22 protein-coding genes are annotated in these 24,440 nt (G+C 56.9%); 8 read left to right on the forward strand and 14 right to left on the reverse strand.

Features of this window, described 5'->3' with window-relative positions; genetic code table 11:
* Positions 1–16: 16 nt before the first annotated feature.
* The 3 genes from ACXLHR_RS08400 to ACXLHR_RS08410 all read left to right on the forward strand — a co-directional run bounded on the left by ACXLHR_RS08400 (position 17) and on the right by ACXLHR_RS08410 (position 4,622).
* On the forward strand, positions 17–1,303 hold the full coding sequence (locus ACXLHR_RS08400; RefSeq protein WP_458791015.1) for a capsule biosynthesis protein: 1,287 nt from the start codon (positions 17–19) through the stop codon (positions 1,301–1,303).
* 164 nt (positions 1,304–1,467) lie between these two features.
* Positions 1,468–2,592 carry a polysaccharide biosynthesis/export family protein gene (locus ACXLHR_RS08405; protein WP_458791016.1) on the forward strand — a complete coding sequence of 375 codons (1,125 nt, stop codon included), beginning with the start codon at positions 1,468–1,470 and terminating at the stop codon, positions 2,590–2,592.
* A gap of 2 nt (positions 2,593–2,594) precedes the next feature.
* Positions 2,595–4,622 carry a capsular polysaccharide biosynthesis protein gene (locus ACXLHR_RS08410; RefSeq protein WP_458791017.1) on the forward strand — a complete coding sequence of 676 codons (2,028 nt, stop codon included), beginning with the start codon at positions 2,595–2,597 and terminating at the stop codon, positions 4,620–4,622.
* Here the strand turns inward: ACXLHR_RS08410 and ribD are convergent.
* The 12 genes from ribD to ACXLHR_RS08470 all read right to left on the reverse strand — a co-directional run bounded on the left by ribD (position 4,619) and on the right by ACXLHR_RS08470 (position 18,187).
* On the reverse strand, positions 4,619–5,677 hold the full coding sequence (ribD, locus tag ACXLHR_RS08415) for a bifunctional diaminohydroxyphosphoribosylaminopyrimidine deaminase/5-amino-6-(5-phosphoribosylamino)uracil reductase RibD (RefSeq protein ID WP_458791018.1): 1,059 nt from the start codon (positions 5,675–5,677) through the stop codon (positions 4,619–4,621). The genes ACXLHR_RS08410 and ribD overlap by 4 nt on opposite strands.
* A 10-nt stretch (positions 5,678–5,687) precedes the next feature.
* Positions 5,688–6,155, reverse strand: coding sequence for a transcriptional regulator NrdR (gene nrdR, locus ACXLHR_RS08420; protein WP_458791019.1), 468 nt, complete (start codon positions 6,153–6,155; stop codon positions 5,688–5,690).
* Positions 6,156–6,316: 161 nt separating this feature from the next.
* On the reverse strand, positions 6,317–7,864 hold the full coding sequence (locus ACXLHR_RS08425) for a zinc-binding metallopeptidase family protein (RefSeq protein ID WP_458791020.1): 1,548 nt from the start codon (positions 7,862–7,864) through the stop codon (positions 6,317–6,319).
* A gap of 30 nt (positions 7,865–7,894) precedes the next feature.
* Entirely contained in the window at positions 7,895–8,179 is a 285-nt protein-coding gene (locus ACXLHR_RS08430; RefSeq protein ID WP_458791021.1) for an HlyU family transcriptional regulator, read from the reverse strand.
* 4 nt (positions 8,180–8,183) lie between these two features.
* Entirely contained in the window at positions 8,184–8,591 is a 408-nt protein-coding gene (locus tag ACXLHR_RS08435; protein WP_458791022.1) for a DUF1294 domain-containing protein, read from the reverse strand.
* The gene (gene rpoD / locus ACXLHR_RS08440) at positions 8,592–10,580 is read right to left on the reverse strand and encodes an RNA polymerase sigma factor RpoD (RefSeq protein ID WP_458791023.1); all 1,989 of its coding nucleotides are present in this window, start codon (positions 10,578–10,580) and stop codon (positions 8,592–8,594) included.
* A 148-nt stretch (positions 10,581–10,728) separates the two neighbouring features.
* Positions 10,729–12,705, reverse strand: a complete 1,977-nt coding sequence (gene dnaG, locus ACXLHR_RS08445) for a DNA primase (protein ID WP_458791024.1) — start codon at positions 12,703–12,705, stop codon at positions 10,729–10,731.
* Between the two features lie 39 nt (positions 12,706–12,744).
* Positions 12,745–13,269 (reverse strand): sarcosine oxidase subunit gamma, encoded by a 525-nt coding sequence (locus tag ACXLHR_RS08450; RefSeq protein WP_458791025.1) that lies wholly within the window; start codon positions 13,267–13,269, stop codon positions 12,745–12,747.
* Positions 13,262–16,147 (reverse strand): sarcosine oxidase subunit alpha family protein, encoded by a 2,886-nt coding sequence (locus ACXLHR_RS08455; RefSeq protein WP_458791026.1) that lies wholly within the window; start codon positions 16,145–16,147, stop codon positions 13,262–13,264. The genes ACXLHR_RS08450 and ACXLHR_RS08455 overlap by 8 nt, the downstream gene beginning before the upstream one ends.
* A complete protein-coding gene (locus ACXLHR_RS08460) occupies positions 16,144–16,401 on the reverse strand; it encodes a sarcosine oxidase subunit delta (RefSeq protein WP_458791027.1) in 258 nt (85 codons plus the stop codon). The genes ACXLHR_RS08455 and ACXLHR_RS08460 overlap by 4 nt, the downstream gene beginning before the upstream one ends.
* A gap of 30 nt (positions 16,402–16,431) precedes the next feature.
* Positions 16,432–17,685, reverse strand: a complete 1,254-nt coding sequence (locus ACXLHR_RS08465) for a sarcosine oxidase subunit beta family protein (RefSeq protein ID WP_458791028.1) — start codon at positions 17,683–17,685, stop codon at positions 16,432–16,434.
* Between the two features lie 73 nt (positions 17,686–17,758).
* On the reverse strand, positions 17,759–18,187 hold the full coding sequence (locus ACXLHR_RS08470; RefSeq protein ID WP_458791029.1) for a MerR family transcriptional regulator: 429 nt from the start codon (positions 18,185–18,187) through the stop codon (positions 17,759–17,761).
* Between the two features lie 79 nt (positions 18,188–18,266).
* Here ACXLHR_RS08470 and ACXLHR_RS08475 point away from each other — a divergent pair, with 79 nt between their 5' ends.
* Positions 18,267–18,896 carry a cation transporter gene (locus tag ACXLHR_RS08475; protein WP_458791030.1) on the forward strand — a complete coding sequence of 210 codons (630 nt, stop codon included), beginning with the start codon at positions 18,267–18,269 and terminating at the stop codon, positions 18,894–18,896.
* Here the strand turns inward: ACXLHR_RS08475 and ACXLHR_RS08480 are convergent.
* Positions 18,878–20,320, reverse strand: coding sequence for a Glu/Leu/Phe/Val family dehydrogenase (locus ACXLHR_RS08480; RefSeq protein WP_458791031.1), 1,443 nt, complete (start codon positions 20,318–20,320; stop codon positions 18,878–18,880). The two genes, ACXLHR_RS08475 and ACXLHR_RS08480, sit on opposite strands and share 19 nt — an antisense overlap.
* A gap of 353 nt (positions 20,321–20,673) precedes the next feature.
* Here ACXLHR_RS08480 and ACXLHR_RS08485 point away from each other — a divergent pair, with 353 nt between their 5' ends.
* The 3 genes from ACXLHR_RS08485 to ACXLHR_RS08495 are packed head-to-tail and all read left to right on the forward strand — an operon-like array spanning position 20,674 to position 23,290.
* On the forward strand, positions 20,674–22,140 hold the full coding sequence (locus ACXLHR_RS08485; protein WP_458791032.1) for a TadE/TadG family type IV pilus assembly protein: 1,467 nt from the start codon (positions 20,674–20,676) through the stop codon (positions 22,138–22,140).
* Positions 22,137–22,691 carry a TadE/TadG family type IV pilus assembly protein gene (locus ACXLHR_RS08490; protein ID WP_458791033.1) on the forward strand — a complete coding sequence of 185 codons (555 nt, stop codon included), beginning with the start codon at positions 22,137–22,139 and terminating at the stop codon, positions 22,689–22,691. Before ACXLHR_RS08485 ends, ACXLHR_RS08490 begins: the two co-directional genes overlap by 4 nt.
* Positions 22,688–23,290, forward strand: coding sequence for a TadE/TadG family type IV pilus assembly protein (locus ACXLHR_RS08495; RefSeq protein WP_458791034.1), 603 nt, complete (start codon positions 22,688–22,690; stop codon positions 23,288–23,290). Before ACXLHR_RS08490 ends, ACXLHR_RS08495 begins: the two co-directional genes overlap by 4 nt.
* A gap of 3 nt (positions 23,291–23,293) precedes the next feature.
* On the opposite strand, the gene ACXLHR_RS08500 is transcribed toward ACXLHR_RS08495, so the two are convergent.
* Complete coding sequence (locus tag ACXLHR_RS08500) at positions 23,294–23,773, reverse strand: hypothetical protein (protein WP_458791035.1); 480 nt, start codon at positions 23,771–23,773, stop codon at positions 23,294–23,296.
* 350 nt (positions 23,774–24,123) lie between these two features.
* On the opposite strand from ACXLHR_RS08500, the gene ACXLHR_RS08505 reads away from it, so the two are divergent.
* Positions 24,124–24,432 carry a hypothetical protein gene (locus ACXLHR_RS08505; RefSeq protein WP_458791036.1) on the forward strand — a complete coding sequence of 103 codons (309 nt, stop codon included), beginning with the start codon at positions 24,124–24,126 and terminating at the stop codon, positions 24,430–24,432.
* Positions 24,433–24,440: the final 8 nt, after the last annotated feature.

Consider the following 24,440-nt stretch of genomic DNA (forward strand, 5'->3'; position numbering starts at 1 on the left):
AGGATAATGCAATTCCGTGTCCGATCAAAACGCCAAACGCTTTCTGTTTCTGCAAGGACCGCATGGGCCCTTCTTTCATAGGCTTGCCAAAATGTTGCGGGCGGCGGGCTGCGATATCTGGCGCGTCGGGTTTAATGCGGGCGACCGGGCATTCTGGTTCGGGGCGGCCGGCTACATCCCGTATCGCGGCTCATTGGACGACTGGCCCGACACCTTTGCCGCCCTGATCGCGGAAAACCAGATCACCGATGTCGTGCTCTATGGCGACACGCGGCCGATCCACGCCACGGCTGTGAAACAGGCCCAAGCAATGGGTCTGCGCGTGCATGTCTTCGAGGAAGGTTATATGCGCCCCTACTGGGTGACCTACGAGCGCGGCGGCACCAACGGCAATTCGCGACTGATGGACCTGACCGTGCCGGAAATGCAAACAGCATTGGCGCTTTCGGATCTGGAGGTGCCAACTCCGCCCGCCCATTGGGGCGATATGCGCCAGCATGTGTTCTACGGCGCGCTTTACCATTGGTTTGTGCTGTTTCGAAATGGTCACTACCGCAGACTTGCGCGACATCGCGAGCTACCTGTGCTTACCGAGGCCCTGCTGTATACGCGCCGCCTGTTTTTAATGCCGTTCATTGCGCTAGAGAGACGAATTGCCACTGCGCGGGTCAGATTCGGCGGCTTCCCTTACCACCTTGTCCTGATGCAACTTGAACACGACGCGAGTTTTCAAAAACACTCGCCTTTTACACGCATGCAAGAATTCATCGAAGTGGTGATGGAAGGCTTTGCCAAAGGCACCGCACGCCACCACCACCTTGTGTTCAAGGCGCATCCGCTAGAAAATGGTCGTTCTCCGCTGCGCAAAATCATTAAAAAACTCGCGGCCCAGCACGGTGTTTCGCACCGCGTGCATTATGTGCGCGGTGGCAAGCTGGCGCAGTTACTTGATCATGCGCGCACAGCGGTGACGGTCAACTCGACGGCAGGGCAACAGGTGCTGTGGCGCGGCATTCCAATCAAAGTTTTCGGTAACGCAGTCTATGCAAAACCCGAATTTGTCTCGGAACAATCGCTCACCGATTTCTTCATCAGCCCGACGCGTCCCGACAGCAAAGCGTATAAAGATTACCGGCGGTTCTTGCTGGAAACCAGTCAGGTGCCGGGCGGATTTTACTCGGCGCGCGGGCGCAGACAATTGATGCGGCAGGTCGTGGATATGCTGCTGGCAGAAGAAGATCCCTATGATGCGCTGAAATCCGGCAAGGTTCCTCCGCGCCAGCCCTTGCGGATTGCGACCTGACAGACACAAGACCTAGCGCGCTTGCCCTCAAACGCGGCATCGGCGCAACAGTCATAGCCAACCCTCGGCAAAGAATTTGCGCCTCGACTATCTTTTGCCCCGCAATTCCCGTAGCTTAAAAAGAAAACTTGAGGCTAATAATAATAGGTCGAGGAGACCGAGTAGTGATTTCTCTGACATTGCGCTTTGCAAAAGGCGCGGCCCTTGTGGTGACGCTTGGCCTTGTGGTCTCGTGTGGATTACCGCGTTCAGGGCCGAACAAGGCTGAAATTTTCTCTGGTTCCGTGATGGATCAAGGCGACGCATTTGTGTTGGTGGTTGATGACCGTGTGAACCGGATCGCCGCAGTGACCCCCGCGCTGGCATTCTCGGCCGGATTTACCAACGCGGATGTTGTCGGCTCTGACACGATCAGCGCGGGCGATGTGCTTGGGCTGACGATCTGGGAAAACGTCGATGACGGTTTGCTGGTCCCGCAAGGGCAGAATGCGACCGTATTGGAAGAAGTGCAGGTTGACGGCTCCGGCTTTATCTTTGTGCCCTATGCCGGACGTGTGAAAGCGGCGGGCAATTCGCCCGAAACCATCCGCCGGATTATTTCTGAAAAACTGGCGGACCAGACCCCTGATCCGCAGGTTCAGGTGCGCCGCTTGGCGGGTGACGGTGCGACCGTGTCGATCGTTGGCGCCGTGGGCGCGCAGGGCGTTTATCCGATCGAGCGTCCGACACGCACGTTGGCTGCCATGCTGGCGGCCGCTGGCGGTGTTGCAGTGCAGCCCGAAATTGCGCAAGTGACTGTTGTGCGCGGAAACCACACCGGCTCGATCTGGTTTGAGGACCTTTATGACCATCCCGGCCATGACATCGCGCTACGTGGTGGTGACCGAATCATTGTTCAGCAAGACACCCGCAGCTTTACCGCACTCGGCGCGACAGGCACGCAAGACCGCGTTGTATTTGAAAGTCAGGCAATTTCCGCGATAGAGGCGATTGCGCAGGTCGGCGGGCTTAGTACGAACCTCGCTGATCCTACCGGTGTATTTATCTTCCGCAACGAACCCGAAGAAATCGCGCAGCAATTGATGGGCCGCACCGATATCACAGGCACCCAGCGCGTGATCTATGTGCTGGACCTGACACGGCCTAACGGCATGTTTATGGCGCGCGACTTTGCGATCCGCGACGAAGATACCGTCTATGTCACCGAAGCGCCGTTCACCCAGTTCAACAAGTCGATTGCAGCCGCGACAGGCTCGCTTAACGCTTTGACCTCTGCGTCTTCGCTCTAAATATGGTCTTGCGACCACGCCCAGACGCCGCTCATGAAAATGCGCGGCGTCTTTACGTTTATAACGGCGGTTTCCTGACAAATTCCCGCGTGCGGCGCATCCTCACGCTCTGCGGGTTCGACATCAAACTCGGCAAACCCAGCAGCGGCGATCTGGTTGGCGTTTGGGGGCAAAGCCCGACCTCGCCGCGCGGCGAAGCCGTGGCCGCGAAAACCGACACTGATATCTTGCGGGTCGAAGACGCGTTCTTGCGCTCGGTCCTCACAGGTCGCGACGGCGACGCACCCATCGGGCTACACCTTGACCACAACGGTGTCCACTTTGACCCCAGCACAATCTGCGACCTTGAAATCATCCTACGCACCCACCCGCTTGATGATCACACCCTGCTGACCCGCGCGCGCGAGGGCATCGAGACCCTGAAATCCCAACACCTGTCGAAATATAACGCCTTTGACCCCGCAACCCCTGCCCCCGATCCGGGCTATGTTGTCGTCATCGACCAAACCCGTGGCGATGCATCGGTCAAAGCCAGCGGCGCTGACCTGAACACCTTTCGCGAGATGCTATTTTACGCACAAACCGACCACCCCACGGCAAGGATCATCATAAAAACCCACCCCGAAACCACGGCAGGGCATCGCACAGGTTACTACAGCGACGCGGATACTTCAGAGCGCATCACCTTACTCGACACTCCGCTCTCGCCCTACGCCCTCTTTGACGGCGCCATCGCAGTCTATACGGTCAGCAGCCAGATGGGGTTTGAAGCAATCCTGACGGGGCATAAACCTGTGGTTTTCGGACAGCCGTTTTACATGGGCTGGGGGCTGACGGAGGATCGCAAGCCGCTGGATCGCAGGCAACGTCGGTTGACCCGCAACCAGCTCTTTGCAGGGGCGATGCTGCTTTATCCCAAATGGTACGATCCGTTTCATGATTGTCTGTGCGATTTCGAAACGGCGACCCGCACGCTGAGTGCCGCAGCGCGCGCATGGCGTGATGATCATGCGGGCTGGACGGCACACGGGATGCGGTTGTGGAAACGCCAGCCGTTGCAGCGGTTTTTTGGCCAGTACAAGCCGATAAAATTCAGCAAAGGATCACCCGGTTCGGGACCACTCGGATCAAAGCCGCAAATGGTATGGGCGGGCAAGATCACCCCTGCCCTTGCCGCGCAAAATGCGGCGCGGGTTGAAGATGGGTTCTTGCGCTCACGCGGGCTTGGTGCGGAACTGACGCCGCCGCTTTCGCTGGTCGTAGACGATCTCGGCATTTACTACGACCCCACTGCGCCAAGCCGTTTGGAAACCTTGATTGAAGCAAGCGTTAACCTGCCAGATGCTGCACGAAAACGGGCCGATGCTTTGATCAAGACGCTGATCAAAACGGGGCTCTCGAAATATAATGTCGGCAGTCAAGAGATTGCCGATATCCCGTCAGGGCGGCGGATTTTGGTGCCTGGACAGGTTGAAGATGATGCCTCGATCCGCCTCGGCACCACGGATATTGCAACGAACCACGCGCTGCTGTCTGCGTGTCGTGAGGCCAATCCCGCTGCCGTGATTATCTATAAACCGCACCCCGATGTCGAAGCGGGATTGCGGGTTGGCGCCGTGCCAAATGCCGCGGAACTGGCGGATGTGGTTCTCAGCAAGACGGATCCGATTGCGGCGCTGGCTGTGGTGGATGAGGTTTGGACGATGACCTCGTTGATCGGCTTTGAGGCGTTGTTGCGGGGCAAGCGGGTAACCTGTGTCGGCACGCCGTTTTATGCGGGTTGGGGACTGACCGATGATCGCAGCATTCCCAATCCGCGCAGGTTTGCGACCCCTGATCTGACCGCGCTGGCCCATGCAGTGCTGATCGATTATCCGCGCTACTTTGACCCCAAAACCAACCTGCCCTGCCCCGTGGAAATTATTGTGGACCGGTTGGCGACCGGCGATATTCCAAAGCCGTCGCGACGCAATAGGCTCAGTGCAAAACTTCAGGGGATTTTCGCGAGTTACGCGTATCTTTGGCGCTAGGCAAATTGCCAGCGTTGCATGACGTCACCGCCGATTTGACGTTGAGAGATCAGTGTCATTTGCGGCGCGTCGGCTAATACCTGAACGCCTAAGACCCCAACGCCTGACAAACCGTCGCCGCCAATCAATTTTGGCCCTTGGAAAATCACCAATTCATCGACCAAGCCCGCCTTAATGAGTGAGGCAGCAAGCGCGCCGCCGCCTTCGCACAATACCCGTGTCAGGCCCGCTTGCGCCAAATTGCGCAGGGCATCCGTCATGTCGACATCGGTACCTTTCACCGCACAAGGCATTGATCGCGCACCATGTCTTACCCAAGCCGACGCATCCGTAGGACCGTGACAGAGCCATACCGGCTGAGACATTGCCGTTTGGGCAAGTTTGCTGTGCAACGGCAGATTAAGACCACCGGACACAATGACACGCACGGGCTGCGGCACGGTGCCCATGCCACGCACATCAAGGCTGGGATCATCTGCGCGCACAGTGCCCGCCCCGACCATCACTGCGTCGTGACAGGCGCGCATGGCGTGCACCACGGCGCGCGATTGCGGGCCTGTGATCCACTGGCTATCGCCCGTTGTTGTGGCGATGCGCCCGTCCAAGGTCAGTGCGAGTTTGAGAGTTACAAAGGGGCGATCTTGCGATTTGGTCAGGAAAAACCCTGCGTGATCGGCTTTGGCTTCACTCTCTAGCACACCCACATCGACTGTGATCCCCGCGGCGCGAAGACGCGCAATGCCTGCGCCTGCGACTTGCGGATTGATATCGACCGTGGCCACTACAACCCGCGCCACACCTGCCGCGATCAAGCTATCCGCGCAGGGCGGGGTTTTACCGTGATGCGAGCAAGGCTCCAGCGTGACATAGGCGGTCGCCCCCTTGGCCGCTGCGCCCGCTTGTTGCAAGGCTTGCGGTTCGGCGTGTGGGCGACCACCGTCAGCGGTATGCCCGCGCCCGACGATCTGCCGGTCTTTCACGATCACACAGCCGACCGCAGGGTTGGGCCAAACACGGCCCAGCCCACGCCGCCCCAACGTCAGGGCGTGCGACATGTGTCGTGTATCATTCTTCTGGTTTGGCATCCGGACGCAATTCGGAAACGAATTTGTCAAAATCATCTGCGGCTTGGAAGTTCTTGTAAACACTCGCAAATCGCACGTAAGCCACGGTATCGATCCGCGCCAGGCTTTCCATTACAATTTCGCCAATCGCCTTAGACCCGATGTCGGTTTCGCCCATGCTCTCTAACCTGCGCACAATGCCAGATATCATCTGATCCATACGTTCGGGCTCGACGGGACGCTTTTGAAGGCTGATCCGGATCGAGCGTTCCAGCTTGTCGCGGTCAAAATCTTCGCGGCGACCGTTTGATTTGATCACCACCAAATCGCGCAATTGCACGCGTTCGTATGTCGTAAATCTGCCGCCACACGCGGGACAAAACCGACGCCTACGGATGGCCACATGGTCCTCCGCAGGGCGTGAATCTTTTACTTGTGTGTCGACGTTTCCGCAAAATGGGCAACGCATGGGCCTGTCCTTGTTTTTATTATACTGCCAGTCGTGGGTATAGCCCCACTTATCCACAGGACTATAGGGAGGTCGGCAGGGATTGGGTAGACAGAAAAACCGGACACCAGATGGTGTGGCCTAAGAGACTCGCTTTGTGACGATAGAGACGCAATCACGGCTTAGCTCTGCACCTTCGGGATGTGCCAGTCGCGGCCCCTCGCTGTCTCGACGTACTCCGGCCACGCAAAATCCAGCGGTGGCGCGTAGTCGCAAAGTGGTGGGATATCAAAGATGTCTTTGCGTCGATGGAATTCTTCCATAGCGGCCTCGCGCGCCTCTTTGTCTTCTAGCAACCTTAATGCCGACACCGCCAAAACCTTGGCCGCCGCCTGCACCATCGGGTCAATGGTCGCGGGAATCCCGCCAAGCGCGTTCATCGCCCAAGCAGGATACGGCCCCCCTTGCAAGGCCGGTCGCGCCATGTAGAACCGCGCAGTGGGACACTGCCACGACATATCGGTGTAGTCATCAGACGTCGAATTGATCTGCGACGGTGCCAGATCACGGCGCAAAATCGCCTCTGCGTCCTGCGGGGCAATCAGGGTTTCACACGCGGGTAATATCGGATCGTCCATTGGATCGACACCGCAAGACACCTGTACCTCGCGCATGATGTCCTTGGCTGACTTGTCCCAAACGGGTGCGCCAACATCCTGTATACCGTCCCAAACCATGCGCGCCATTGCGTGATTGGCGAGGCCGGGGCGCGATTTGCAGACCCAGTGCCGCGTAACTTCGCAGCCCGTCATCGCGGCAATTGCCTCTGCGTTCCGGTCAAGCGCGGCTGTGACCCGTTCGGCCATTTCTACCGTTGGCACTCGCATCATATATTGAATTTCCGCGAGGCTCGCAGGCAGGTTATCCGCCGTCGCCTGCCCCGTGCTGATGATGCTTTCCGAAATCGACCAGCCGCCCTGATGGGATAACATACTGTCGCGCAGCATTCGCCCTGCTTGATACATCTGGATCAGCGCGTCGTTTGCGCCGGGCGCGCGCACGTCAGAGTGGCTTTGCGGAATGGGCGTGCCATCACTTGCGCCCCATGTCTCTGGCGAGGTGCAGGTGAATTGGTAAATCATCGAATAAGCGGCGCCGCAGTGGGTATCCCAGCGCACCGTGTTACACATCGGCAGCATGTAGAACGGGTGGAACGACAGCATTCCCGCCAGCCCGTCGTAATAGCCGGCGGCGGCATGAATTGGCTTCGAGGCGCGCACTTTCTCGGCAGGTTCACCGGTGAATTGCAGCCCACCTTTAATGTCGTGCTTTTCCATCGCGGCCTTGGTCGCCAGCAAACCACCCAAGCCAGCCATGCCAAGCGCCGAATGCGGATCGGTATGACCTGCGGCATGCGCGCCGAGACCTGCGCGGGGTTCCTGTTTGGTGCTTGCCGCCTGACAATTCGCCGGCACCGCGTCATATTCTGCATACATGCCGACAATCGGGCCATCGCCGTTTGACCAGCGCGCGCAGAATGCCGTGGGCATGCCGGCAGAGCCTTCCTCAACCTCAAACCCCGCTTCGCGCAAACGCGCCACATACCATGCGGCGGATTTGTATTCTCGCCATGCGGGTTCGGCATAGTCAAAAATGGTGGCACAACCGTCAGACAAAAACTGGGCGTTTTCAATGACGTGGTTAATAGCAGTGAGATGCGTGTTTTTCATGCCCCATTGGGCGCAATCATAGCAGCAGTGTCAATCAGGCTTTTGCGCCGCCTTGAACAGCGACTTACCTTGCTCGTCGATCACCTGCTTGGCCTTGGCAAGCGACACGGCCTGCGCCTGTGTCAAATCACCAAAGGTGTCGGCGCGAATGACCTGATATACCTGCACGATGCCATCCACATCTTTCTCGATACGGGCAGCCAAACGGAATTTGCTACCCTCTGGCATGGGGGCGACAATGATGCGCAAACCGTTATAAGTTTCGGACAGATCCTCGGCTGGCTTGGAACCAAACAGGCGGTTGAAAAGTGACATAGTGCTATAATCCTCGGTTAACTTTTACCACTGGGGCATCATGATCACGCACGTACGTTTTAGGCGCCGACACGGCCTTCGTAACCGTCACCATAAATGATCCGACCCGCTCACTTTGTTGTGGGAACAAAAAGATAGCGGCGCGTAAAACGGCATGCAACCCAACGATAAAATTCAGTTCGCGACCAAACGGTTGCTTTGTGGCTTTGTGGCGGAAAACACCTTGCGCAAACTTGGCACCGATTGGCCCGCCCAAAAACGCGAGAAGCAGCAATTCTGCTTCGGATACGCGCCAATAGCCGTGAACCGCCGCCAGTTTATCCCATCCATATCGCAGGAAAACCAAGACGTTCCAGACAAGAAAAAGGCCCGCAAATAACTGCGGGCCTTCAAAATTGCCAAGATAGGGCACTTACTGATCCAAGAAGCTACGCAGTTTGCGCGAGCGGCTTGGGTGTTTGAGTTTGCGCAATGCTTTTGCTTCGATTTGGCGGATGCGTTCGCGGGTAACCGAAAACTGCTGACCGACTTCTTCGAGTGTGTGATCGGTGTTCATGCCAATACCAAAACGCATACGCAGCACACGCTCTTCGCGTGGTGTGAGCGACGCCAGAACCCGTGTCGTGGTCTCTTTCAGGTTTTCCTGAATGGCGCTGTCCAGCGGCAGGATCGCGTTTTTGTCTTCGATGAAATCGCCAAGCTGGCTGTCTTCCTCGTCACCAATCGGCGTTTCAAGCGAAATAGGCTCTTTCGCAATCTTCATAACCTTGCGGACTTTTTCCAAAGGCATCTGCAGCTTTTCTGCCAATTCCTCAGGCGTCGGTTCGCGGCCAATTTCGTGCAACATCTGACGACCCGTACGGACCAGCTTGTTGATCGTCTCGATCATATGCACCGGAATACGGATCGTGCGGGCTTGGTCAGCAATGGAGCGTGTGATCGCCTGACGGATCCACCATGTCGCATAGGTCGAGAACTTATAGCCACGACGGTATTCAAATTTATCCACCGCCTTCATCAGGCCAATGTTACCTTCTTGAATAAGATCAAGGAATTGCAGGCCACGGTTGGTGTATTTTTTCGCAATCGAAATCACCAAACGCAGGTTGGCTTCGACCATTTCTTTCTTGGCCTGACGGGCTTCTTTTTCGCCCTTCTGGACCTGCTGCACGATGCGGCGGAATTCGTTGATATCAACACCAACATACTGGCCAACTTGAGCCATTTCGCCGCGCAACTCTTCAATCTTATCGGTCGAACGCTCGATCAGCGCCTGCCAACCACGACCCGCCTTGGCGCCCATTTCGGTCAACCAATTTGGGTCCAGTTCACGGCCCTTATACTCGTCAATAAATTCACGACGGTTAATACGCGCTTGGTCAGCCAGCTTCACCATAGCACTATCAATCGACATAATGCGGCGGTTAATACCGTAAAGCTGGTCAATCAGCGCTTCAATACGGTTGTTATGCAGGTGCAACGAATTCACCATCACAACGATCTCGGACCGTAGCTTCTGATATTTTTTCTCAGCCTTTTCCGAGAAAGACGAATCCTCGTTCAACGTCGCAGACATCCGCGCGTCTTGCATGTCCGACAGCTTGCCAAAGTTGCGCGCGATCACTTCTAGGGTTTCCAGAACGCGTGGCTTCAATGCGGCTTCCATCGCGGCCAGAGACATATTGGCCTGATCGTCTTCATCATCGTCGTCGTCTTTGGAAATTGGATTGCCGTCAGCGTCCAACTCTTGCTTGGCCTCGGGCTTTTCACCCTCAGAACTACCAGCGCCCGCAACAGGTGCGACAACAGGCACCAAGTCGCCGTCCTCGCCCATTGTATTGCCAAACGTAGTCTCTAGATCGATGACGTCGCGCAGCAAAATATCTTCGGACAAAAGCTCATCGCGCCAGATCGTGATCGCCTGAAACGTCAGCGGGCTTTCGCAAAGCCCCAAAATCATCGTATTGCGACCGGCTTCGATCCGCTTTGCAATCGCGATCTCGCCTTCGCGGGACAGCAATTCGACCGAGCCCATTTCGCGCAGATACATCCGCACAGGATCGTCGGTGCGGTCCAGCTTTTCGGCTTCAGCCCCACCTAGAACGATATCGCGCGAGCCTGCGACCGTTGCAACGGCAGTGCCGCCTGCGGGGTCTTCGGACTCTTCGGATTCTTCTTCTTCCGTGACCTGAATGCCCATTTCGGACAGCATCGACATCACGTCTTCGATCTGGTCAGACGACACCTGCTCTGGCGGCAAGACCGCGTTGAGCTGGTCGTAAGTGATGTAGCCCCGTTCGCGCGCGTCCGCGATCATCTTTTTGACCGCTGCTTGGCTCATATCAAGGCTGATATCACCGTCTTGGTCGTGTTTGCGATCGTCATTATCTTTCGCGGCCATGCGGGGGCTCCTTTAAGCGGTCAAACGAATCGTAATGATTCGGATGATTCGGGTTCATTCGAATCAACCCCTGATTTGGGGTGATTCGCAAGCAGATCGGGGTGGGTTTCTAAGATGTGTTGCACTTGACAGCTGTCATACGCGCGAATCAAAGCCCCTTGTTTCGTTTTAACTTCTCAGCAGATAGCGCATTCAACAGATCGTCAAAGGCGCTGCGTTCGTCTTTATTCAACATCACTCCGTTGTCGGCCGTCTCGTAATCGCCGCTTGTGTCGGTATCCTTGCGAATCGAAGTGTCGATCGACGCCGCCGCACGGGCAAGCCGCCACGTCACGCCTTCGTCAGCCAATCCGGACATATCGTCCATCCCGTCGATCAGCTCGCGCGAATGACCGCGCCGGGCCATTAGTTTCCCCAATTCTTCCGTCAATAACTGTTGCGCCACTTCCACATTTCCAGCGCGCCGGACTGATGGGATGATCGCAAGATGTGGGCTGCTCATCAGCTTTACAAGGGCCTCATCGCCAATATCACGTTGCACTGCCGCCATTACATCCTCTGCTAGCGCATTTTTCAGGATCGAAGCGCGCATTTGCGCATGGTTCGGGTCCCGACATTCCATGCGCTCGATATCAGCTTCAAACGCCAAAATCACACGTGGAGTATATATCAACGTCGCCAGAATAACCGCCTCGCGCAGGTGATCCGCATTGTCCACGCCGGACCCCAGCTCTGACGCTTTACTACTGCTGAGCGGCGCAATATCACGTTGCCAAGGCTCTTGATTTCGCGACCACGCCGCGCGATTGGGCCGTTTTGCCGCGACGCCCGCCCCTTGTTTGCGCGGGTTAAACAACGTCCAGCGCAGCTCTTTAATCGCCTCACCATAATGATGACGAATAGACGGGTCCGCGATTAATTTAATCTTTTCGCGCAATGTCTTGTCCAGCGCTGCCTTACGCTCCGGACTGTCAAAATTCTTCCCTTCTGTCTCGCGTTGCCACAACAGTTGCACCATCGGAATAGCGCCGTCTAACAACGCCTGCATCGCGCCCTTACCCTGTGCCTTAATCAAATCATCAGGGTCCAACCCCTCTGGCATGATCGCAAACCGCAGCGATTGCCCCGCCTCCAACAAAGGCAGCGCAATATCAATCACCCGCATCGCCGCGCGCAAACCAGCCGTATCACCGTCCAACGCGATAATCGGCTCGGGGGCAACGCGCCACATCATGCGCAGCTGGTCTTCGGTAATTGCAGTGCCTAGCGGCGCAACAGCCCCCGTAAACCCCGCCTCGGACAAGGCGATCACATCCATATACCCTTCGGCCACAATCAGCGGCTGACCGTTGCCAGCCGCCTCTCGTGCGGGACCATGATTGTAGAGGCTACGCCCCTTATCAAACAAAGGTGTTTCAGGAGAGTTAAGATATTTCGCGCGCGCATTGGGATCCATCGCGCGACCGCCCAGACCAATCGCACGGCCCCGCGCATCACGAATGGGGAAAATAATGCGCCCACGAAAGCGATCATAAGGCGACCCGCCGCGATCACTTTCCGCCGCCAGTCCTGCTTCAATTACCAGCTTGGTCTCAACACCCTTACCGGTCAAATGCGCCATCGCACCGCCATTCGCAGGTGCAAATCCGATGTCCCAGCGGGCCTGTGCCTCAACACTCAACCCACGACGCACCAGATAATCACGCGCCTCAGCCGCCGCACCCGTCTGCAACTGCAACCGGTGCCATTGCACCGCCTGCTCCATCACATCCACCAGCTGCGTGCGCACGTCGGCTTTCTCCTGCGCGCGCGGATCAGAGGCAGGCACGGTCATGCCCGCTTCATCCGCTAAAATCTTGACCGCCTCCATGAACTCCACGTTCTCGGTCTCACGCACAAAATTAATCGCGTCGCCCTTTGCGTGACAGCCAAAGCAGTAATAAAACCCTTTGCGATCATCGACATGAAAACTGGCGGATTTTTCCTGATGAAACGGGCACGGTGCCCACATGTCGCCCTTGCCCTGATTGGACTTGCGGGTATCCCACATCACTTTTCGCCCGACAACCTGTGACAATGACAGGCGGGTGCGCAACTCATCAAGGAAACCAGGGGGCAAACTCATGGGCGCATTATCCCTGCTGCGCGCGCCAGAGTCGAGAGACTAGCCGCGCGCTGCCACGCCTTTTGCCGCCATGGTCAGGTCATGCATCAAAGTGTGCGCCATCGAGCGCATGACCATCACATCAAACACGCCCTCTGGACGACCAATCACCACCGCCGACATATGCCCTACCAAGGTGCGAACCACACGGCCCTCGCCCCCGCGCAAATCCACAGGAACAAGCCGCGCCAACACAGCTTGCGCATCCCCGTCGACACGCACACAGACCCAGCCGTCGCTTTGCTCCGTCACGGCGGCAGGCAGCTTTGGCAGATCATTCACGCCACTGACCATCCATTGGCCATGCCCGAACCAGATGATTTCTACCGCACCGCTCGCCGCCATTTTTCCGGCGTCAGGCAGCGGTAGCCCCATTTTTTTTAATGCGGCGCCCGTCGCCTTTCTACGCCCGTCAAACGGGGCCACCGACCACATGCCCGCTAACGACACCTCCGACAGCATCGTGTTACCAACCGAGGCAGGCAACAGTCCCGCCAAAGGCGTTTTCTCTATTAAATCAACCACGTAAACGGTCTCCTTGCGGATCAAAGAATACAGGATCACAAACCTCAACCACGGCATCAAGCCCGCGCAAATGATCCACCATACGGATTATCTCGCCGTGACGCGCACGCCCGCCATGCAAAAAGCCCAGCGCAATTGTGCTCTGCAACGTCGGCGAAAATCCAACCGAGGTAATATATCCGTCATGGTTCACCCGCGTGGCATCTGCCCCGGCTTTAAACAAATGCGCACCCGCAGCCATCTGCTTGACCGCTCCGGCAGGTTTCAAGCCCACAAGCTGCGCACGCGCCTCATCAAGCAACCCCTCACGGCGCGACAATGCCTGTCCAATACAGTCCTTTTTCAGACTGACCATACGGTCCATGCCAATATCAAATGCGGTCACACGACCATGAATTTCGGCGTGGGTGATGAACCCCTTTTCAATGCGCAGAACATTCAACGCTTCCATGCCGTACGCCCCGCCGCCCTGTATCGTCGCCTGTGCAACCAAGGCATCATACAGACTGGCCCCAAACCGCGCAGGCACCGCAATTTCATAGGCATGTTCGCCCGAAAACGAAATCCGGAACAGCCGCGCTTTGGTTCCGCCGATCGTCACATCCCCGCACCCCATATAAGGAATACTGTCGTTATCAACCGGCAGGTCAACAATGGCGTTGATCACGTCGCGCGACTTTGGCCCCGCCACCGAAAACTGCGCCCATTGCTCTGTCACGGACATAACGTGAGCGTCCAAATCAGGGCGCAAAACCTGCAACACATACTCCAAATGCCGCATTACGAGGCCAGCAGCGGCAGTCGTCGTCGTCATTACATAGTGGTTCTCGGCCAGGCGCGCCGTGGTGCCATCATCCAAAACATGGCCGTCCTCACGCAGCATAATCCCGTAGCGGACCTTGCCCACCTTTAACGTCGAAAACGTATTGGCATAAACGAAATCCAGCAACGCCGCCGCATCCGGCCCCTGCACATCAATCTTGCCAAGCGTCGACACGTCCACAACACCCACGGCACTGCGCACCATCGTCACTTCGCGATCACACGACTGCCGCCACGTTGTCTCGCCCGCAACCGGCACATAGCTGGGTCGATACCAAAGCCCCGCCTCAATCATCGGCGCACCCGCTTTGATCAACGCAGCATGCGACGTCGGATATCTTTGCGGCGCAAAGCCGACACCAGACGCACCTGCCCCCATCGCGGCAATCGGTACCGGAATAAACGGCGGGCGGAACGTAGTCGTCCCAGTCTCTGGTATGCCGCGCCCTGTCACATCGGCCAGAACCGCTAACGCCACAACATTCGACGACTTACCCTGATCGGGCGCCATGCCCTGCGTGGTATAGCGTTTCATATGCTCCACGGATCGGAAATTTTCCTGCGCCGCCAGCTTGATGTCCTTCACATGCACATCATTCTGGAAATCAATCCATTTGCGGCCCTTACCTTCAACAGACCACAATGGCGCAATCTCGTAAGGCGCATCATCCGCCTCAGGCAACACAACGACCTTACTTTTCAGCCCCAAGTTCTTGACCACAGCCGCCGCAATCTGTGCTGCATCCGCCAAACAACCCAACGGATCAAACACGCCGTGACACGCCCCCGCAGTGACCATATTCGGCACAGCGCCCGCGCTTGGCACAAACGACGCAATCGCCTGATCCCATACAGGACGGCCATTCATGTGGCAGGTCAAATGCACCGTCGGGTTCCAGCCCCCCGTAACCGCCAACAGATCCACAGCGATCTCACGCGTCACACCATTTTCGAGCACGGTAATGCCCTGCAACGCGTGCCGCCCTTTGGTGCCAACAACCTGCGCACCCTCACGGCTATCAATCACCGCAACAACCTCTAGCCCCGCCGCCTTGGCATCGCGCGCCGTGCGCTGCACATCATTATTATTGCCAAACACCGCAATGCGCTGGCCTGCCGCAACACCCCAGCGATTGGCATAAGCCCGCACAGCCCCCGCCATCATCACACCCGGTCGGTCATTATTCGGAAACGCAATGCCACGCTCCAACGCCCCCGCACACAAGATCGCGCGCTTGGCCGCAATGCGCCAAAAACACGACCGCGGCACATCGGGCTTGCGCGGCATCATCTCACCAACGCGCTCGAACGCACCAAACGTGCCCTGATCATAGGCCCCCGTCACCGCAGTGCGGGTCATGATGCGCACATTCGCCATCGCCTCCAACGCAGCCTGCATCGACGCCACCCAAACCGACGCGGCCACACCGTCAATCTGCTCGACTTCCGCCAGCAAACGCCCGCCCAGTGCAGTATCTTCCTCGGCCAAGATCACATCCGCACCGGCGTCGGCCGCAACCTTCGCCGCCATCAATCCCGCAGGACCAGCGCCAATCACCAACACATCACAAAACGCAAACGCCTTCTCATAGACATCCGTATCAGGCGCACCCGACAGCGCCCCAAGCCCTGCCGCACGGCGAATAATCGGCTCGTACAGCTTCTCCCAAAACGCCTTGGGCCACATGAACGTCTTGTAATAAAATCCTGCACCAAGGAACGGCGAAACCAAATCATTCACCGCCATCACATCGTTCTTCAGGCTCGGCCAAGCATTCTGCGAATACGCCTCCAGCCCCGCGTAAACCTCTTGCACAGTGGCACGCACATTCGGCTCGGCTAGCGGCCCCGATCCGATCGTCACCAGCGCATTCGGCTCTTCAGATCCAGCCGACATGATCCCACGCGGGCGGTGATATTTGAACGAACGCGCCACAAGCTTCACGTCATTGGCAATCAACGCCGCGGCCAAAGTTTCGCCCTCGACGCCCTGATAGCGCACACCGTCAAATGTGAATGGCACAGTCAGCGTTGCGCTTGCATTTGACAGCCTCACAGCGGCGCCCCCTCAGCCAAAACCACATCCGCAATCTGGTGTGTGACCGTATCACGGGTCACAACCAGCCACGCGCCGCAGCCCGCTTCGTGATGCCACAAATCGCGGGTACGCCCTGCGGGGTTCTCGCGCAGATGCACAAAATCATCCCACGCAGCGATACCCGCATCACGCGCAGGACGCGGCAACGCCGCCCCCTGATAATAAAACTCGCGCAGATCACGCGCACCACAAACGGGACATTCAATACGCATCAGACCCCTGCCTCACTGCTTTGCAAACACTTAATGAAGGTTATGTTGGGCACCGGTCCCCTCCTCGTCCATCAGGTCAACGCCGGTACGAAACCGGTCCAGCCTGAATTTTTCCGCAGGCGCATGATGCCGCCCCGTTGCAATCAAATGCGCAAAACTAAACCCGGACCCCGGCACCGCTTTGAACCCGCCGTAACACCAGCCACAGTCAACAAAAAGTCCCTCGATATGGGTCTTATCAATGATCGGACTGCCATCGGGCGTCATATCCATGATGCCGCCCCAAGACCGCAAAACCCGCGCTTTCCCGATCATCGGCATAAGCGCCATCGCGGCCTCCATCACATGCTCTTTCATCGCTAAATTGCCCCGCGCGGCGTAGGACGCATAGAAATCCAGATCACCGCCGAACACCAAACCACCCTTATCCGACTGGGAGATATAGAAATGTCCCATGCCAAAACTGACCACATGGCCGATCACCGGCTTTAACCCTTCGGTCACAAACGCCTGCAACACATGGCTCTCAATCGGCAGGCGCATCCCCGCCATCGCGGCCACCTGCCCGGACCGTCCCGCCGTCACAATCGCCACTTTCTTCGCCTTGATCACACCACGCGAGGTCTGCACACCGCGCACGACACCACCCTCGACATCAATGCCCGTCACTTCGCAATTCTGGATCAAATCAACGCCGCGCTGGTCGGCCCCGCGCGCATAACCCCACGCCACCGCATCATGGCGCGCTGTGCCACCAAGCGGATGAAACAATCCACCATAAACCGGAAACCGCGCACTATCGAAATTCAGGTAAGGCAAATGCTTGCGCACACCCGCAGCGTCCAGCAGTTCCGCGTCATCACCTTGGCTTATCATCATATTGCCGCGCCGCGCAAAGGCATCGCGCTGGCCGTCGGAATGGAACAGATTGATCAAGCCACGCTGCGAATGCATGACATTATAGTTCAACTCTTGCTCCATACCTTCCCACAACTTCAGGGAATGGGAATAAAACTCGGAATTGCCCGGCAGCAGGTAATTGGCGCGCACAATCGTCGTATTCCGACCGACATTGCCACCACCCAAATACCCCTTCTCAAGCACCGCGATATTGCGCAAACCATGCTCTTTCGCCAGATAGAACGCCGTCGCCAGACCATGACCACCGCCACCAATAATGACGATATCATATTCGGTTTTCGGTTCAGGGTTGCGCCAAACAGGTTTCCAGCCCTTCTGGCCGAACAACCCTTCCTTAATCACGCGAAATCCAGAATATGCCATCTACGTCTCCAGCCAATCTCGCATCACGCTAAGCGGGGCGCGTGAGAATGGAAAGCCGCCTAGTAACAAAAACTTACACGCGCGGATGGTCACTGGCGCAATGGGTATGATCCGACAGGCTTTCGATCACCTGACAATCGGCCACATCGCCGCCATGACAACTGCCGACCATACGCGCCAACTCGGTCTCGAGTGTTTTCAACTGCGCAATACGCGCACGCACATCGCGCAACTGGCGTTGGGCGATACTATCGGCAGCACTGCAATCGTGGGTCGGATCATCAGACAAGGCCAGCAACTCGGTAATATCGCCCAGCGCGAACCCCAGATCGCGGGCATGACGAATGAACCGCAACCGCGCCACAGCATGCGCGTCATATAACCTGCGGCCAGACGCAGTGCGCGGCGGCGCGCCCAACAGCCCGCGCTGCTCGTAAAACCGGATCGTCGTCACCTTCACCTTCGAGGCCTCTGCTGCCTGCCCTATCGTCACATCTGCCATGCTTAAAAAACCTCTTGCTCCTACAGCGACTGTAGAAACTACAAGCAGGTAATGCAATTCGAATCAAAGGACCGCACTCATGAGCGCACACTGCCATCACAACGCCGATTTCACGGGCACATCCCCCGCCTACAAACGCGCCCTCTGGGCCGTGATCGCCATCAACGCAGCCATGTTCTTTGTTGAAATCGCGGGCGGCGCACTCGCTGGCTCACAAGCCCTACAGGCCGACGCGCTTGATTTTTTGGGGGATAGCCTGACCTACGGGCTTTCGTTGGCCGTGATCGGCATGAGCCTGCGCACCAGGGCAAACGCCGCCCTGTTCAAAGGGATCACCCTGCTGGCAATGGGTCTGTGGGTCATGGGCTCAACCCTTTACCAGGTGCTGATCCTCGGCGTCCCAAGCGCAGAAATCATGGGCGTCATCGGGCTGATGGCACTGGCGGCAAACGTGGCCTCGGTGTTCATCTTGATGAGGTTCAAAGACGGCGACGCCAATGTGCGCTCGGTCTGGCTGTGCAGCCGCAACGACGCCATCGGCAACGTTGCGGTAATCGGGGCCGCGGGGGCCGTTGCCTTTACCAACACCGCTTGGCCCGACCTGATCGTTGCGGCTCTCATGGCCACACTGTTCTTGTCATCGGCCTACCAGATCATCCAGCAGGCCAGACACGAGCGCCAGCACGCAGCCTATAACCCTTTGGCCTGATAGCTGGCCGCGACCTTGGTGATCGCAACAATATACGCGGCGGTGCGCAGGTCTTGCACATCGTCGCGGGCATGCCAAACCTTGCGCATCGACTGGTAAGCCGCGCGCATGGTGTCGTCCAAGCCGGACCGCACCAATTCCAATTCGTCCGCCCCACGCAAATACTTTTCCTTAAAGTCCTTGGACATTGACCAATCCGCGCCAAGATAACGGTCAAGGCGCTGCAATTCATCGACCAATAACTGGTGACGGGCCTCTTCGGCGCGGCGCTGCATCCGGCCAAAACGGATATGGCTCAGGTTCTTGACCCATTCAAAATACGACACAGTCACGCCGCCCGCATTGGCAAACATATCGGGGATAATCACACAGCCTTTGTCGCGCAAGATCTCGTCGGCACCTGCGGTCACGGGACCATTCGCCGCCTCGATAATCAAAGGCGCTTTCACGCGCGCAGCATTGGACAGGTTAATTACCCCCTCTAATGCCGCAGGGATCAAAATATCGCACTCCGCCTCTAACAGGGCCGCTCCATCCGCGTGATAGGTCGCATCGGGATAATCTTTGACCCCGCCATTGGCCGCGATCCATTGATGCACGGCCTCAACATCCAGACCTGTCTCATGTGACAACGCACCATCACGCTCGATAATGGTGGTGATAATCGCGCCGTCCTCTTCGGATAGGAACTTGGCCGCGTGATAGCCCACGTTACCCAAGCCCTGCACAATCACCCGCTTACCTGACAAATCGCCTGATAAACCGGCCTTGGCTTTATCTTCTTCATAGCGGAAAAATTCACGCAAGCCGTATTGCACCCCCCGCCCGGTCGCCTCGGTGCGGCCCTGAATACCGCCCGCATTGATCGGTTTGCCCGTGACACAGCCCGCAGCATTGATATCGGTCGTATTCATCCGCTTGTACTGGTCAGCAATCCACGCCATCTCGCGCTCGCCCGTGCCCATGTCAGGGGCTGGCACGTTCTGGGCCGGGTTGATCAGATCACGCTTGATCAACTCATAGGCAAAACGGCGGGTGATCTGCTCTAACTCATGAGGCTCCCACTCGTTTGGATCAATACGCAATCCCCCCTTTGATCCACCAAACGGGGCTTCGACCAGCGCACATTTATACGTCATCAAAGCAGCCAGTGCCTCGACCTCGTCTTGATGCACAGACGGCGCGTAACGAATACCACCCTTCACAGGCTCCATATGTTCGGAATGCACCGACCGGTACCCCGTGAACGTATGAATGGCGCCACGCAGACGCACCCCGAAACGCACGGTATAAGTGGCGTTACACACACGAATTTTCTCTTCGAGACCGGGACTTAGATCCATCAAAGAAACGGCATGATTAAACATCATATCAACCGATTCACGAAAGCTTGGCTCGGCCGGGGTCTGATGGGCTGTGGTCATATCTGGCATCCTTATTTTGCCGACAAAGCGGCGCTTGAACGTGGGAAGACTTGTGATTCCGCTGCCTGACCCTACGCCAGTTCCTCTGAATGATAAGGCATTTTGGACCATTTTCGCACAATTGAGGTCAAATGACCGGTTGCGCAAATTCAACGGCCAGATTGTCCTGCGTTTCACCAGCAACACACGACATTTAGCGTGCGAAACTGCTGAACCCGATAACGTCGCGATTTTGCCTAATTTAGAACACATCCAACTGATCTAAAACCAATGGGAAAATCCCTAAGGTGCAATCTTGCGCTCGATAAGCAATATGAAATGGTGAAGTTATGTCGTTCAAACAGCATGCCAGAATGAAACGATCAACGCAGTGGTTTGCACATAAATTACGCCTGTTCGGACGTGCCGAAGATGGTGCGATTATCGTCATGACGTTGATTTTCTTGATGATTATGCTCATTGTCGGGGGCATGGGTGTTGATTTCATGCGCTTTGAAGCCCGCCGCGCGCTACTGCAAAGCACCGCTGACCGTGCAGTTCTGGCCGCCGCTGACCTGACACAGGCGCAAGATGCCAAAGATGTGGTCATCGATTATTTTGAGAAAGCCGGATTTGGCGGCACCATCGTGGGCGAACCCACGGTGATCGACACAGGTGAATTCAACAGTGTGGGCGTTGTGGCTAAACTGCCGATGAACACTTTTTTCCTGAAGCTCGCAGGCATTGACACTCTGGAAGCACCCGCCGCCGCGACCGCCATTGAAGGGATCGCCAACGTCGAGGTCTCGCTTGCGGTCGATATTTCCGGTTCCATGGGAGACCCTGTAAGACCAGCCGACGGCAGTGCGTCGACCCAAACTAAAATCAAAGCCCTGCAAGAGGCCGCAGTCGAGTTTGCAACCGTGATGCTGACCGACGCTTACAAAGACAAAATCTCGATCTCGCTGATCCCTTACTCTGAACAGGTGAACGCAGGTCCGTTAATTTTCGACGAACTTAAGACGACAGGACTGCACAGCTTTTCCCAGTGCATTGCATTTCAAGATTCCGATTTTGACAAACTGGCCTTGAGCATGACCGCCTATTACCAGCAGGAACAGCATTTCCAATGGAACTCCGGTTCCTTCACCGAGCCATTGTGCCCGTTCTACCCGTTCGAGCGGATTTCCCCTTGGAGCCAGAACCTTTCCAAGCTGACAACCCAAATCAAACAGCTGGCACCACGCGGCGGGACCGCGACAATGCTAGGGATGAAATGGGCAACGGCGCTGCTCGACCCGTCTGCAAATGCGATTGCTCTCACACTGGCAAATGGCGGCGCGGTGGACACGACGTTCAACAACCGCCCTGCCGCTTATGCGCTGCCAGGCGAAGCCAGCCTGACGCAAAAAGTCATTGTATTAATGACCGACGGGCAAAACTCCAACTCCGAGCGGATCAAGCCGGAGTTTTATAGTACACCAGACCATGCAGCGCATTGGGCTTCAAAATACTTCTGGGATACGGCCTCGTATTACTTTGGTGTCAGCTATCCAAACCAGCTTGGTGTGGTCACCGACCGCCGCTTTATCAGCAGCGTCGAGACAGATGGCAAAGGGGGAACCGACGGCGATGTGCTCCTTCAACAGCTCTGCACAAAAGCAAAAGAGCAAGAGGTGATCATCTACACAGTTGCCGTTGAAGCAGGCCCACATGGCGCGGCTGAAATGGCCAAATGTGCGTCAAGTGCATCCCACGCCTTTGACGTCACCGGCGACCAGATGAAAGCAACATTCGGCGCAATTGCGCGCCAGATCACAGAATTGCGACTTTCAGAATGACCGCCATATTCCAAAAACCAAAACGTCTGCTGCAAAGATTTTTCCGGCGCAACGACGGCTCGGCCACAATCGAGCTCGTCATACTGCTGCCGGTGTTTATGATGTTGTTCATGTCAGCCTATGAAGGCGGCATGATCTCGATGCGGCACATGATGATGGAACGCGGGCTTGATCTTGCTGTGCGCGACGTGCGGATCGGCAAGGTTCGTGATCCAAAACACGAAGACCTCAAAAAACAGATCTGCGACTATGCGCAAATTATTCCCGACTGCCAGAAACAGTTACAACTTGAAATGACCCTGATGGATGTGCGTGCGTGGTCCGACGAACTTGACGGGCCCATCTTGTGCATCGACCGCGATGAGGACACAGACCCCGATGATATCTCCTATGCAAACGGGGACAACAACCAGCTGATGGTTTTGCAAGTCTGCGTGCTGTTTGATCCGGTTGTGCCAACCACGGGTCTTGGCAAAAGCATCCCCAAGCAAAGCGGCGGGGCCTATGCTCTCACCGCCACCACCGCCTTTGTCATGGAGCCATTCCGATGAATTTTTTTGACCGCGTCAAACGCAAGTCGCAGCACTTCGCTCGCGACGACTCCGCCAGCATGTCCGTCGAATTCATCATGATGGCCCCACTGATGATCTGGGCTTTTATTGCCACGTTGCAATTTTTCGACGCCTACCGTGCCGAACTGATCAGCACTAAAGCGGCGATCACAATTGCCGATATGTATAGCCGCGAAGCAGGCAGTATCGACCCGACTTACCTGAACGGCACCCGTGATCTGCTCAAATTTCTGACCCTGGCAGAGGACGACCCCGACTACCGCGTTACCGTGTTCTTCTGGCGCGAAAACAAAAACGATTACCGCGTGTCGTGGAGCCGGAGCCGTGGCAGCCGGTCCAATATGAAAAACGCAGAACTGAATTTGGTGGCCCAACGCTTGCCAAAGCTCGTAGATCGGGAACGGGCCATCCTAGTAGAGACATGGACCGACTACACGCCCCGCTATTATAGCAGCAAAATACCACTCGTCGGCGACACGTCGTTGAAACCTTTGGAATTCAGCACGTTTATCGTCACGAGCCCCCGCGAGCCGCAGCTGTGCTGGCAACAAAATCCGGGCGCTACCGAGAAATGTTAACGCTTAACGCTGTGCTATTCTGAACGCGATCTGTTCGGCCATGAATTTGGCCGGACCGGCGTTCGTTGTGCCACCCACACCGACACGGCGTCCTATACGCCACCACATGCCCGGTACCCAGGCACGTGGCGCTTTTTCGCGCAGCACCAGCGTAAATCCGTTCGAGGGCTTCATCGCAAACGCGCTCCGCTCCACTGCCACAATATCGTCAACCCGCGCCAAAACCATCCCGGTGCTATCGCGCAACTCTGTGTCGGTCAGCATGATTTCACGCGACGTGGCCCCACGCAAACGCTCACCCAGTATCAACACAACACACCCAAGCGCCAGCAATGCCAACGCCCCCATTAAACTAACAGGGCGCGCGATGGCGACATAAATTAACAAGCCCCCAAGGCTATACAGCACACCAAACGCAAAATAGCGCCGCGCATTCGATGCGCTTACGCGGGCGTAAACACCAGTGACGTCGGGCTGAAACATTGCGCACTCCAATTGCAAAACGCTGACTGCGTAGCGGTCATTGCGCACCAAGACCAGCGCTATCGCGGCAGATGCACGCCGTATCCCGGCTCTTGGGCTCCGTCATCCACCATGTCAGGTGGAAATCCAAAGGCGGCGACACGTACTCCTCGCGGATCTCTCAACCCTAAAATAATATCACCCGACGGAACACGGGGGCCACAACGCCTCATCCCATCCGCAAAAACTGACACCGTCAACAGCGGCAGAACCCGCTCAAATGCAGCGGCTCGCACCCCACACAGGCCTTGCCCGCTTGCCCTCACAAGCCAACCAAGGATAGTCTGCGCAAAACCAACGTGAGAACCGCCATGCGCCTGCCCCTGATCATTACCCTAGTCGGACTTACCGCGTGCACCGCGTTCCCGCAGCTTGATGAAAATCTGGACGTAGCAACGCGCACATCGGACTACCCCAAACTGCAAACCCTCGCTCCGCTTCTGGCTCAAGCGGATGCAATGGACGACACAGGACAGATCACCGCCACATCTGTCACCAACTACGCAACCCGCATCGCCGCGCTCACGACACAGGCCAACCGATTGCGCGGCCCCGTCATCGACACAGCAACCCGCGCACGCATGCGGCGCGGCGTTGCAGTGCCCGCCGCAATTCGGTAACACCGCCC

The sequence above is a fragment of the Yoonia sp. MH D7 genome (assembly GCF_054439475.1).